Here is an 11,606-nt window from a genome sequence, read left to right on the forward strand (position 1 = left end):
CTAATATATCTCATCAGGATTCTCTTGGGTAAAAATATCGTATGAGACGATATCGTTGTCTCCTGCAAACATGTACGGCATTTGTTTATGCGTGAATGCCACGATATCAACCGTTCGCCTTCCTTTCCATTTTTCATTGATTTTTTCAATTAACTTCAACTCTCCTTTTGAGATTTCGGCTAGACTTGCCCTTGCACCACTCCGAGTTTGAGAAACGAGCATTGCACCATTTCCAGTTTGTTCTATAGAAACCTCTCCAGCGTCAAACATCTCGTCAATAAGACGAAAATAGGTATCAGCGACTGGACCGTATTGGATTTTTCTATACTGCATGCCACTCATACTCTTGAGGTGTACATAAAACCAGCCAAAATCGGCGAAATAAAGCAACTTAGCCAATTTAGTCTTTGGTATATTTTTATTGATTCGCAAAAAAGCGTGTATCATTTGTTTATATTTCTCGTAGTTAGGAAGTTCCCCATGCTCTAAGTCATCGAGTGAGATGTTTAAAACTCCCGAGAGCTTCTCAAATTCTCCAAGCGTAAGCTCGCGCTTACCTTGCTCAATAGCAATATAGGAAGGCCGGGAAATGCCTAACTTCAAAGCCAAATCAGCCTGGGAAAGCGCTTTTTTAGATCGAGCGTCTTTAACCAATTTTGCATATTTTGTAACCATATCTACAGTGTATATTGATATGTAAAAAAGTCAAACATTGATGTTGATAAACTTGACATCATAAATAGCTGGGAGCATAGCTCTGTCTACAGTTTTCATCGTATGCAACATCCCTACATTCTCAAGTTTGTTGGGTTGTCCTAGTAAGCCTGCATCACGCCATCTAACGTCACAAATTCAATTACAATGATTTTTCTCATGGGCCTATATTATCACCCCTCATCCAACAATCTATGGAGGATCGTAAAAATTTAGCACCCCAAGACACCGATTCAGCGTCTCGAACATTTTTTATATTTTTTGCTCCGTGAAAAAGATTGCAACGAATTTGGTAGACAAAATCAAAGACCTGTTCTAAGTTACTTTCATCTTGCAGATAAACCAGTGTATTTGCACCTGGTCGCATATCTTGGATTGGAGAAAACTCTTTTAATTTAACTGCGTAGTTTGCCGACAAATTCCACCTAGTTAAAATACAATCCTTAAAATCACTCTTATTTTGGTAAAAATAATTTAGTTTATCTCGATCCCGACCACACCGAGAAATCTCGGTTAAATATGCATCGAATATCATCCAGCACAGCATGAAGTCAAGCCATGGATCTTGCCATATTTTAAGCTTTACATTATTTAACTTGGCATTCCACCAAAACATTCTTTCTTTAAAGTCTTGATTAACTTCATTTGTATACGAAAGAACCATAAAACTATTTTGCTTCAATCGTCTTAATTTCCACAGGAGTGAGAGTGTAGAGTTTATATACCCGCTGATCTATTTCATTTTCCAGTCTTTCAACTTCGGCTTTGAGTGCATGCCATTTGTCAGTGTTTGCCGAAGTCTTGTTTAGTTCAGCATTACGAGCCGCAACCGTATCAACGAGGTATGCAATTTTGCTCTGTTCGCTTTCGCCGACCTTGAGCAACGGAATGTCCATCAACGGTTCTTTATCAATTTGTAACTGCTCGCCCTGTTTTTTGCCTTTATGCTTGAGCCAGAAGTAGGCAAGATTTGAGTTTAGTATGCCCGTCAAGTATTTCAGGTTGATGTTTTCAAGCTTCAAGATAAGGAACGCTCGCGTAACATAGCAAGGAAAATCAACATAGGTGAATGCCGGATGCATTGTTTTTCGCAACAAGAAAATCGCTTGTCCTTTGAAAAACTTTTCTTCGCGCGGACGATGTAAGCCATAAGGAGCAAACGCCGAAGTTAGGATTTTCTTGAAGCGATCAAGGTGATTTTTGAGATTTGGAAACTCACCAATATGTTCCCTGAAATACTTGTCGGCGTAAATGATTTTGTACTGGCTTTCTCTGTCGCTTAAATACCTGTTTATCTGTGAAGTGCCGTAGTAAGGTTTTAGGTACTCACGCTCTTTTTCGTTGAGGTTCATTCCGGCAATCACCGAGTTCCCCAAGACGAACACCCCATCTCCTTTCTTGATGGTGTCGTCTTTCAATTTCGCCAAATGTGATTCCGAGACGAAATCTTGCAAGACATCTATCCCGTTTCCAATATCGTCCTTTGATAGTTTGAAGTTGCCCACTTTCTCTATCTTTTCCAAGACCTCGGAAACTGTGTCGTTTGAAAAACTGATGGATTTCCCGCCAGCGTTTACCGATTTTATAGCCGCTTCGTAAACAACTGAGTTTTCAACCTTTTTTTGCAAACCAGAGGACAGAAGTGTGGCAACTTCTTCACTTGTCGTATTCTTGCCCGTGATCTTTGCATATTGAACCTTATATGATTTTCGCGGCTTTCTCTTTTGGAAAACGAAAATCATTGTTTGAATGCTCGCGTCTTTGAAAACTCGGAAGTCATTGAAATCAACAAACTTGATGATTTCGCCGCTACTCAAAATCTTCTCGCGGAAAATACTTGCTCCGGCACTTCCGAGCCAACTTGAAGGTGCGATAAAGCTGAAATATCCGCCATCTTTGAGTTGGTCAATGGCGCGGGCGGCGAAAAGCGTCCAGATGTCCATTTTGCCCTGGTAGTAGGGACTTTCGTGCAAACCATTGAACGCGGCACGATTGGTGTCTTCCTTAATGTACGGTGGGTTGCCAATAATGACATCGAAGCCGCCCTGCTCGGCAACTCCCGCAAACTCTTTTTCAATATCAAACGGCTTCTGTTCCAACTCACCTTCAGCGAGAAGCGAGTTTCCGACGCGAAGGTTATTTTGAAGCACTGGCAGTTTCGTCCTTTGTTGTAAAACTTTCAGAAGAAGGTTGAGCTGGGCGATTTCTACAGCTTGTCCGTCCAAATCGATACCATAGATGTTGTCTTTCAAAATATCAAACTTGGTGAACAGCGAGCGTTTGTCTACACTTCCCAAAATCGTGTCGTAGGCGACGGTCAGGAACGAGCCAGAACCGCACGCGGGGTCTAGGACTTTGACTTTGTGCATGTCTTTTGGTTTTGTCTTTTTCAATACTTCGCCGAGCGTTTCGCGGACGATAAACTCCACGATGTATTTCGGCGTGTAGTAAATACCTTGTGATTTGCGCTTTGATTTTACTTTCTCCTCGCCCTTGCGGACTTGGACGAAAGAAAGATATTGCTCGTAGATGCCGCCGAGCACGTCGGCGGAGATAGCGGAAAAATCGTAGCGATAGCCATCTTTTGTTTCGTACAGTCCTTTTAAGATTTCGGCGAAAACTTTGTCGTCAGCTTCCCATTCTTCGCAGTAGTGGAGAGCAAACAGTTTTGAATTGTAGTGTTCGTCAAACCAACGGAAGCCCCGTATCATTCGCTTCCAGATATTCGTGCGCTTCGTCTCGTATTCGCGCAACAACGCTTGCAAAATAACTTGCTCAATTTTGCGATCTTCGGCAGTGCGGATGAAAATGAGGCGATCAAGAATACGCTGGACGCCCTCGTCTATTTCGTCAGTGGAAAGGTTGTTGCGCTTTTTGAACTCGGCAGAAAGCGCCACCCGCCAACTCATCAAATCCTCAAACAGTTTTTCGCCGACTTGCTTGCGCTTAGTGAGTTTGCCCCATTTTTCGGCTTCCTTATCCAAGAGCCGCTGTTCAAAACTCTCTTTTGAGAGAAGCCAAAGCTGATCAAAGCGGTCTAGGAACTCGTGGACGCCGATTTCAATGAACAGGTTGCGCGATACATCTTTCGGCGAGATTTCGGCGTTGAAAATCTTGATGGTCTCAAAGTCGGTGAGTATTGCCCACGTCGCGCTTTTGTTCCAAGCATAATTTATTGCCTGTTCCGCCCATTTCCACTCGTCCAAATCAACTTTCATCGCTTTTGCTTCAAGGAAAAATGTTGGGATACCACTCAAACGGAACGCGAGATCCACTCTGCCACCGGATACGTTCTCCTCAGTAGTAACTTCGCCGTCATTGGTGAGGTTACGCATATCCCAACCCAAAAACTCGAACAGCGGCTCTATGAACTCATTGCGAGTCTGTGCCTCGTTGTACGATTTGATTTTGCCATCCTGCAAGACGCGCTGATATTTCTCAACGAGTTTTTGTATTGATTGTTTTGCGTCTTGCTTGTTCATAACCTATTTTAGTTCAAATTTTGGGAACTTCTAATTACAGGGCGGCTCTTTCACTTTGATAGTACCATCTGGCATTTTTATATAACAGTAATCGTTAACGAACTGCTGAAATCTAGCTGTATTACCCGATAACTCCTCAATCTTCCCTATCCTTGCTTTCATAGTATCAATTTCTGCACTTTGTGCTTTGATATCGGTTAAGTCAACGTGGATATTATTTCCGATAATGGCGATTACTACTGCAATAATGACACCTATGCCTGTTACTACAACTTGTCCTAATTGAATTTTTTGATCTCGAGTCCATGACTGTTTCGTAGTCTTTGCCTCATCCATAAACAAACTTTAATTTCCTTAATAATAGTGACTTTTTTAAAAACAAAAACCCGAACAGACGCATATACATCCCCTCGGGTCTTTGTTCAAACTAAGCTTTGAGCGTGATCGGAGGAAATATGTAAGGTTGCGTAAAAAAATTTGCGTAACCCCCGATAATTTTGTGCTGCGTCCGTATTCAGTTTTTGCTTCTGTAGTCTATTATAGCAGATTTATACTCCTACTGCAAGAAACCCGAGCTATCTTTTTTACTTCTTTTTATTCTCCCCGTGCCTAAAGCAATGATCGCTACCCTCACGCGCGGGGACGATACATTTTTTGCCTTTGGTGTTTATGGCCTTGCAGATCTTCTTTGGCATATATCACCTATTCAACCATGTTATGGTCAATTGCAACACTGTCGCAAACGAAACCCATAAAACATACGGGATATTGGCGAGGGCGATCCACTTGGCATACGGCCAAATAGCCACCAGTGCCCAGACGAGCGTGCCAAGCACCAATATAATATCTATCGAAGCCAACAGATTATTCTTGAGCCCGAACTGGATCGGCGTAAAGATAAAATTAAACGCAAGATTGAGCGCAAACGGTAGCGCTACCATCCACGAAATCTTGCCGGTAAACGCTTTGTAAAACACCGCACCAAAAGTAACCGCAATGATCGCATAGAGCGCGCTCCATACGGGGCCAAACAGCCAGCTTGGCGGCGCCCACGATGGCCTGATCAATGTCTGATACCAGCTATATGCTTCATTCATAACCTAAAAATCGCACTTTTGGTGCGATTTTTCAAGGGTAAAAACCTACCTTGACTTTTGGCGAATATTTGATAGGATCTGTGTATTACGACGAAAGGGGCTCCAAACGGTTAACTGCCTAAGGAGCCCTTTTCTTTTCTCTCGATTTTGCTCCGTACTCCGGAGGAGTTTAGAGCATCAAAATATACTGCTCCGATTTTCTTGTACAAAGAAGAAGCCCTACTACGATCAGGAAACAAGATTTTTGCAAACTTATTTTCTTCAATCAAAAAATCGACGAGGGGCTTGTAGTCACCGTCACCTGATATCAGAACGATCTTGCCGAAATCTTCATGCTTGTACATCTTTTTCATTATGTTAAAAATGATGTCTGAGTCTACATTGCCCTTCTTTTTTCCTATCATCGCCGGGTTGTGCTCGCGAAATATCAATATGAATCCGGCTTTTTGGATTTCCTCATAGAGATCTTGATTTGCCTCTTGCACATAACCTAGAAAATAATACGCTTCGCCGACGCTATATTTTTGCTCAAGATATACACGAAAGCGCGCCAAATCAACCCTCCATGGATCAATCTCCCGCTTTGCGGTACCCATGTAAAGATTTTGGCCGTCTATATACGCAAGGTTGTTTCTTGCTTGCTTCGCCATCCTCTGTAAAAATTATTTCTTCTCTTCTTTGCTGTAGTCGTACCAGACTACTTCAATATTGTGCCCGTCAGCATCGTGTACAAACGCGGCGTAGTAACCGGGCCAGTATTCGGTGCGGTATCCGGGGGCGCCGTTGTCTGCCGCACCCGCGGCCAGTGCTACTTTGTAAAACTCATCTACCTGCTCTTTATTTTTTGCCTCAAAGGCAACGTGTAGTGGGACCACGCCCTTGGGGTTCTTCCCTATCCAAAAGCTGGTATGCCCGCCCTCTATGAAGCCTGCGGCCTCGCCGTATTCCATATTGTTCTCGTAGCCGAGTGGTGCGAGTGCTTTGATATAAAACTCTTTTGCTTTTTTGTAGTCGCTCACGGGGAGCCCTGTATGTGCAATCATGCAAAAATTATAACATATTTAAACTTATAAAAAGAAAAAAGCCAGCCTGATAATGGACTGGCTTTGACATGCGTTACGCCGGATGTGCTTTCTGTAGGCGTTCTGCGTGTGCGGCAACAAACGAGAACATACGATGTAGGAATTCACGACTTGAACGCCGAGCGCGAATATCGCTAAGTGCCGCGCCAAGCGCTGAGTGTAGTGCTTCAGCGCTTTCGTAGGAAAGCTTGTAATGCATCACGCGTTTGCCACCTCTTCGCTTGAGATCTTCGCGCGCCAGTGGCACAAGTCTACCGTCCTTGATGTCGGATGATTCGACTTTACGCTCAAACCTAAACACGAGCGCAGCCAGATCGTCGTCCGAGACATAGACCGAAACAGCACGGCCAGCTCCAAGGCGATTGAAATAGCGCATCGGCTTCTGGGAAAAGGAGAGGTCTTTACGCTGACTGAAGAGAGCCTTCGCGAGCTGCCATAAACCCCCAATATTCACTTTGAGTACCTCCAAAAAGTAGCCTAGCACGACTTGCCAAACAAAGAAAAGATTAGATAGTTTTACTCCCTTTATTTACACACAAACACGATCTCGTGGTTTTTCTGTGCGCCGAGGGCTACCTGTGTAGTTTTTTTGAGAAGCGTCTGGCCATTGAGTGTCACATCTTTGATATTGTTTGGAATTTGAAATGACAGATCGAGCTTGAGTGCGCGCAGGTAGATAGCGCCGGGCTGAGTGCCGTCAATAGTGACAGTGACGGCAGGCAGTGTGGCGACTGCCGATCCCCCGCTCGCGATTGGTTCGCCAGGCAACTTGAGGCCGGGCAGTGGTATCGGCAGTGAGCCGGGTATCATGGGGCCGCAGCCGTTGTTTTTGATGGTCATACTCACGGATGTGGCCTGTAATACTACGGCGGCACCTACGGCGACAATAGTTATCAGGCCAAATGGACCCTTGGCGGCGCCAAATATTTTACTCCATACAGATTTTTGATTGGGAACTTTTTGCCCTATCTCGTTCGCATAGAGTTCTGCCTCGACGCGCGAAATCTCGCTGCGCAAATTTTTCCAAAACTGTATGAGAAGCAACAATGCCCTTTTGCGCCCTTTCCTGTCTTCGGTATCATCAGGCAAGTGTTCAGCGGCGAGTTCGGAGTATTCGCCATTATCAAGCTTGTCGAGATGAGAAAATGCCTCATCACACGCCTTGAGCTTTTCATCGATACCCGCATGCATGCCGCCCACAAGATCGCGCACCGCGCTAAACTTTTCGCGTGATGTAGTGTCGCCTACAAACAGTGCGTGTGCGGCCTCAAGGCGCTTTTTGGCATCTTTGTAATCCATATAAAAAATTATTTGTCTTCTGGTGCGGGTGCGTCGTGGTCTTGGCAACCGTTGTGCTTGCCATCAGTGCAATCGCATGCCTCGAGCGACATGTTGTGCTTTGGGCACATCTCGGCGCCGCAAACTCCTTCTTTGTCTGATACCCCCTTGCAGGTGCCCGTACATATATAGTGTGTCATAACTTAAAAATCGCACAGAAGTGCGATTTTTACAAACAGAGTTTCGAGTTTATTTCTTTTTAGCCTTTTTGGGGGCTGCTGCTTTTTTGGCTGGAGACTTCTTTGCCTCAACGATCTTGGGAGTCTCAGCTACGGGCTTTGCAGTTTCTTTTTGAGATACTGCTGGTGTCAATATACTGATGAGTTTATCGAGCTTGGCATTGAGTGAAGCAAAATCTGCTTTGTAATCTGCTGGCTTTGAGCCACTTCGGTCAGTAAATTTGCGATCATCGAAGCTGCGCTTTGGGCGCTCATCACGAGCTGGGCCGTCGAGCGAGAGATCTCCGCCAGCACCATCGAAACAATCTTTGCAGAAAGTTGGGCGTCCACCGGTAGGCAAAAATGGTACTTCGCATTTTTTGCCACATTTACTGCAGACCGCTGCATACATACGACGCTCTTCAAAGCGTGAGTTACCACGATCGTTGCGGTCAAAAGTGCGTCCGCCACCATCGCGCTCGGACCCGCCGTCGCGTTCTTTATCAAAACAGTCACTGCAGTACACAGGACGCTCGCCGGTAGGGCGAAACGGCACTTGGCAGCGCTTGCCACACTTGCCACACACAGCGTCATGCATCTGGGGACGGTCATTGCGTCCGCCAAAACTTCGTTTGCCGAACTTGTTGCCGCCGCCTCGGTTGTCTTTGTTGAAATAGGCCATATATTAGGTAGAACGCAACTATATACTATTTGGCAAAAAATAGCAAGGGCTAGCCACGCTCCAAGAAAAGTCGCGCCAAACGGAGCTCCTCAAAGTCATAACTCTCGCCCAGCATGGAACGGGCGGGGGCGAGCTGTAATGTGTCGCTATAACTGCGTATTTGTTCAAATGCTTCGCAGATTTTCTCAAATCGCGCGCCTGACGGCTTGAAATGCGCGCAGTCAGCCTCGATATCAATCAACCCTTTGCGCAAGAGTTTTTCCAAATGCTCGATGACCGTGCCTACGGTGACACCTCGCGTCTTGGCGATCTCGCGCGGAGTGAGCTTTTGCATCAAAAGTTCGCGTGTGGCCTCGTGAGTTGGTATTTTCTTTTTTGATATCTTCGCTGTGCCTTTTTCAATAGTACCGCCGCAGGCGCGGATAAAATTGTGATGCATGTCTTGTAGGTCGGGCGTGCTCATGGCGGTAAATACTTCGCGCGCTTGGTCTGATGAATCATGAAATGCCGCGTCGTGCTCCAAAATACGGGGGTGTACCTGCAAAGATTTTTCGTTGTATCCACGCAGATACAAACCTGCGAGCGAGCGTACGCGAGAGAGCGCTACATATCCCTGCCCATATTCAAAGGTAGCTGAGAGATCCATGAGTGCTGCATCGAGTGACATACCTTGGCTTTTGTGAATGGTGATAGCCCACGCAAGCCGCAAAGGGACTTGGATGATTTTGGCGAGTGTCTTGCCGCCTTCTTCTACCGCCCACTCCATGGGAAATACTTTGATCGTCTCACCGGTGCCGATGCGAACCTCGGGTAAACCGTCGTCTTCGGCAAAGCCGGTGACAACGCCAAGCGTGCCATTGAAAAAACCGTTTTCAAAATCATTTTTGGTAAACATCACGCGTGCGCCTTCTTTTAAGAAGAGCGTTTCGGGCGAGAGACACCCGCGCTTGAGTGAGTCAGCGAGCGCCTTGGAACCTTTTGTATGCATATCAAAAATGCGCGCGTTGCCGGGGATCTTTGAAAGTTCGCCTTTGTTGATATGATCGACATCGGCATTGTGCGAAAAGAGTTGCGGCATGACATCAACATTGTCAGGCACAATGTTGCGCGCTTTTAAATGTTTGTGAAGATTTTTGGTCACCTCACCTTTGCGAATCGAGAGCAACATATCGAGAAATACCGGATCTTCTTGGCGATGCTGCTCGGATAGATAACAAGTCAGTAAACCCGCCGCACTCCATGATGGCGCTTCGAATGCGAAGCGTGATGCGCGGCCTCCGCGCGCGATGGGTGGGAGCTGAAAAAAGTCGCCTACAAAAATCACCTGCATACCACCGAAGGGCGCGGGGTTTCGTCGCAACGCCCGCAAGATCGTATCGATCATGCCGAGAGTGTGTGCGTCGAGCATTGAGATCTCGTCGATAATCAGCACATGAGTTTTGCGCGCGCGCTCGACGAGTTTTTCTTTTTGTGTCAAAAAATCAAGATCGTAGTCGGTGAGCGCGTCGCGGATACCAAGACCACTCCATGAATGAATCGTCATGCCACCGATATGGGTCGCGGCAATGCCGGTCGATGCGGTAATAGCCGGTTCAATACCGTGCTCGCGCAGATACCCGATGTACTGACCTATAAGATATGACTTGCCAGAGCCCGGCTCGCCGGTGATGCATACATTGGCGCCGGTTTTTAATATAGAAAGTGCGGTGTCTTGGGTCATAAGATGCACCCATTGTAGCGGTCTGCTACTTTTTTACAAAGGTGCCAACTATTACTTTTGGTAAATGATTAACTTTTTTGATGGATATGGTAAAAATCACACTAGACCGATGCGCAAGCATCCATAGTACAAAGGGGAGAAATCCGAAGATGTTCAGAACACTCTGGCTCGTGATCGACTGGCTCGACATGGTTGCATGGCTCATCACGCTCGGCGCCATCGTCTGGCGCGAAAGCATCTGGCCGGCCAACAAGCTCGTAACCTTCGCGGTCGCCGTCTTCAGCGGCCCGATCTTCGCCCTCGGCTGGTTCTGCACCGGCTGGGACGCGACCTACAGAGCCTATCTCGTCCTCGGCACGTTCATCAGTGACGCCATCGCCAGAGCGTTCCGAGTGGAGGAACGCCTCGACCCCGCCGCCGAGTAACCGCCGGCCAACACTGGCACCGCACTACAGCTTGCACGATTCGTCGTGCAAGCTGTTTTTCTTTTTATAAAACCGTCTACGAGACTACTTCGATACGATCGCCCATGAGCTTGAGAAACTCTTCGCGGCGACTTTCCATATCTACCTCATGCATATGCCACATCGGATAACACTCAGGCGTATACTCAAAATGCGCCCGCACCTCGCCATCTTCAAACACACGAATATGATACTGATGCATGAAACTTACTACAAAACGCAAACTCACGAGCTCGCCGTCATCGCGCCACGCCACAAAGTGGTTGCCGTACCCAAGCTCTACCAGATGTGCAATAAACTCTTTGACAGATGTATGCGGAGCAATTTTGCCCAGCAAAAAGTTCTGCCTGCCCTCATGGCGCAGAATACGAAGCTTGAGCAGAAGGTCGCGCACATACGGATGAACGGGCGTAATAATACGCCAAAAAAAATACTTCACACGCGCTGCAAACGACTGCGGATATTGCATGCGTGATCGCGGCAATTTCTGTATCCAGCGCTTCATAGTATCGAGAGATTCGGACTGCATAAAATAGAATCTAATAGAATAAGTATATCATACCAAACAAAAAACGCCCCGCAACTGCGGGGCGTTTTTTGGTATAACGCTTATACGCGTGATACGTTGGTCGCGGCGGGACCCTTTGGTCCGTCTGATACCTCGAAGGTGACATTGTCGCCAACTTTGAGCTCATCATACATGACGCCGTTCAACTCTTTGGAGTGAAAGAAAAGATCCTTCTCTTCGCCATTGCGAGCGATGAATCCATATCCCTTGTCCGTAAGAGTTTTGATTGTTCCGTTCATCATAAACTTTATTTACATGCTTACGCTAAAAAAACCCGACTTAGTTTCTATACTCAGCACAT

Annotated in this window: 15 protein-coding genes; 1 reads left to right on the forward strand and 14 read right to left on the reverse strand. The window is 46.3% G+C overall.

Annotated elements, in window-relative coordinates; translation table 11 throughout:
• The 12 genes from AAB417_03505 to AAB417_03560 all read right to left on the reverse strand — a co-directional run bounded on the left by AAB417_03505 (position 1) and on the right by AAB417_03560 (position 10,273).
• Positions 1–675, reverse strand: coding sequence for a helix-turn-helix domain-containing protein (locus AAB417_03505; GenBank protein MEK7631065.1), 675 nt, complete (start codon positions 673–675; stop codon positions 1–3).
• Between the two features lie 196 nt (positions 676–871).
• Positions 872–1,378 (reverse strand): hypothetical protein, encoded by a 507-nt coding sequence (locus tag AAB417_03510; GenBank protein ID MEK7631066.1) that lies wholly within the window; start codon positions 1,376–1,378, stop codon positions 872–874.
• Between the two features lie 4 nt (positions 1,379–1,382).
• Positions 1,383–4,136, reverse strand: coding sequence for an N-6 DNA methylase (locus AAB417_03515; protein MEK7631067.1), 2,754 nt, complete (start codon positions 4,134–4,136; stop codon positions 1,383–1,385).
• Positions 4,137–4,226: 90 nt separating this feature from the next.
• Positions 4,227–4,532: a hypothetical protein gene (locus AAB417_03520; protein MEK7631068.1), complete on the reverse strand. Its 306-nt coding sequence runs from the start codon at positions 4,530–4,532 to the stop codon at positions 4,227–4,229.
• A 362-nt stretch (positions 4,533–4,894) separates the two neighbouring features.
• Positions 4,895–5,293: a TspO/MBR family protein gene (locus tag AAB417_03525; GenBank protein MEK7631069.1), complete on the reverse strand. Its 399-nt coding sequence runs from the start codon at positions 5,291–5,293 to the stop codon at positions 4,895–4,897.
• Between the two features lie 110 nt (positions 5,294–5,403).
• The gene (locus AAB417_03530) at positions 5,404–5,943 is read right to left on the reverse strand and encodes an NYN domain-containing protein (protein ID MEK7631070.1); all 540 of its coding nucleotides are present in this window, start codon (positions 5,941–5,943) and stop codon (positions 5,404–5,406) included.
• A gap of 12 nt (positions 5,944–5,955) precedes the next feature.
• Positions 5,956–6,336, reverse strand: coding sequence for a VOC family protein (locus AAB417_03535; protein ID MEK7631071.1), 381 nt, complete (start codon positions 6,334–6,336; stop codon positions 5,956–5,958).
• A 73-nt stretch (positions 6,337–6,409) separates the two neighbouring features.
• Positions 6,410–6,859, reverse strand: a complete 450-nt coding sequence (locus AAB417_03540; protein ID MEK7631072.1) for a hypothetical protein — start codon at positions 6,857–6,859, stop codon at positions 6,410–6,412.
• 41 nt (positions 6,860–6,900) lie between these two features.
• A complete protein-coding gene (locus AAB417_03545) occupies positions 6,901–7,674 on the reverse strand; it encodes a hypothetical protein (GenBank protein MEK7631073.1) in 774 nt (257 codons plus the stop codon).
• Positions 7,675–7,682: 8 nt separating this feature from the next.
• Complete coding sequence (locus AAB417_03550; GenBank protein ID MEK7631074.1) at positions 7,683–7,853, reverse strand: hypothetical protein; 171 nt, start codon at positions 7,851–7,853, stop codon at positions 7,683–7,685.
• A 49-nt stretch (positions 7,854–7,902) separates the two neighbouring features.
• A complete protein-coding gene (locus tag AAB417_03555) occupies positions 7,903–8,553 on the reverse strand; it encodes a CxxC-x17-CxxC domain-containing protein (GenBank protein ID MEK7631075.1) in 651 nt (216 codons plus the stop codon).
• Between the two features lie 49 nt (positions 8,554–8,602).
• Positions 8,603–10,273, reverse strand: a complete 1,671-nt coding sequence (locus AAB417_03560; GenBank protein ID MEK7631076.1) for an AAA family ATPase — start codon at positions 10,271–10,273, stop codon at positions 8,603–8,605.
• 149 nt (positions 10,274–10,422) lie between these two features.
• Here AAB417_03560 and AAB417_03565 point away from each other — a divergent pair, with 149 nt between their 5' ends.
• The gene (locus AAB417_03565) at positions 10,423–10,698 is read left to right on the forward strand and encodes a hypothetical protein (GenBank protein ID MEK7631077.1); all 276 of its coding nucleotides are present in this window, start codon (positions 10,423–10,425) and stop codon (positions 10,696–10,698) included.
• Positions 10,699–10,774: 76 nt separating this feature from the next.
• Here the strand turns inward: AAB417_03565 and AAB417_03570 are convergent, their stop codons facing one another.
• Positions 10,775–11,242 carry a hypothetical protein gene (locus tag AAB417_03570; protein ID MEK7631078.1) on the reverse strand — a complete coding sequence of 156 codons (468 nt, stop codon included), beginning with the start codon at positions 11,240–11,242 and terminating at the stop codon, positions 10,775–10,777.
• Positions 11,243–11,346: 104 nt separating this feature from the next.
• Positions 11,347–11,547 carry a cold shock domain-containing protein gene (locus AAB417_03575; GenBank protein MEK7631079.1) on the reverse strand — a complete coding sequence of 67 codons (201 nt, stop codon included), beginning with the start codon at positions 11,545–11,547 and terminating at the stop codon, positions 11,347–11,349.
• Positions 11,548–11,606 lie beyond the last annotated feature (59 nt).

The organism is Patescibacteria group bacterium (genome assembly GCA_038064855.1).
Classification (GTDB): domain Bacteria; phylum Patescibacteriota; class Minisyncoccia; order Ryanbacterales; family GWA2-47-10b; genus SICQ01.

Coding starts and splice junctions, on each gene's coding strand:
- AAB417_03505 (MEK7631065.1), bottom strand. CDS start 675: ATGGTTACAAAATATGCAAAATTGGTTAAAGACGCTCGATCTAAAAAA.
- AAB417_03510 (MEK7631066.1), bottom strand. CDS start 1,378: ATGGTTCTTTCGTATACAAATGAAGTTAATCAAGACTTTAAAGAAAGA.
- AAB417_03520 (MEK7631068.1), bottom strand. CDS start 4,532: ATGGATGAGGCAAAGACTACGAAACAGTCATGGACTCGAGATCAAAAA.
- AAB417_03525 (MEK7631069.1), bottom strand. CDS start 5,293: ATGAATGAAGCATATAGCTGGTATCAGACATTGATCAGGCCATCGTGG.
- AAB417_03530 (MEK7631070.1), bottom strand. CDS start 5,943: ATGGCGAAGCAAGCAAGAAACAACCTTGCGTATATAGACGGCCAAAAT.
- AAB417_03535 (MEK7631071.1), bottom strand. CDS start 6,336: ATGATTGCACATACAGGGCTCCCCGTGAGCGACTACAAAAAAGCAAAA.
- AAB417_03545 (MEK7631073.1), bottom strand. CDS start 7,674: ATGGATTACAAAGATGCCAAAAAGCGCCTTGAGGCCGCACACGCACTG.
- AAB417_03550 (MEK7631074.1), bottom strand. CDS start 7,853: ATGACACACTATATATGTACGGGCACCTGCAAGGGGGTATCAGACAAA.
- AAB417_03555 (MEK7631075.1), bottom strand. CDS start 8,553: ATGGCCTATTTCAACAAAGACAACCGAGGCGGCGGCAACAAGTTCGGC.
- AAB417_03560 (MEK7631076.1), bottom strand. CDS start 10,273: ATGACCCAAGACACCGCACTTTCTATATTAAAAACCGGCGCCAATGTA.
- AAB417_03565 (MEK7631077.1), top strand. CDS start 10,423: ATGTTCAGAACACTCTGGCTCGTGATCGACTGGCTCGACATGGTTGCA.
- AAB417_03570 (MEK7631078.1), bottom strand. CDS start 11,242: ATGAAGCGCTGGATACAGAAATTGCCGCGATCACGCATGCAATATCCG.
- AAB417_03575 (MEK7631079.1), bottom strand. CDS start 11,547: ATGATGAACGGAACAATCAAAACTCTTACGGACAAGGGATATGGATTC.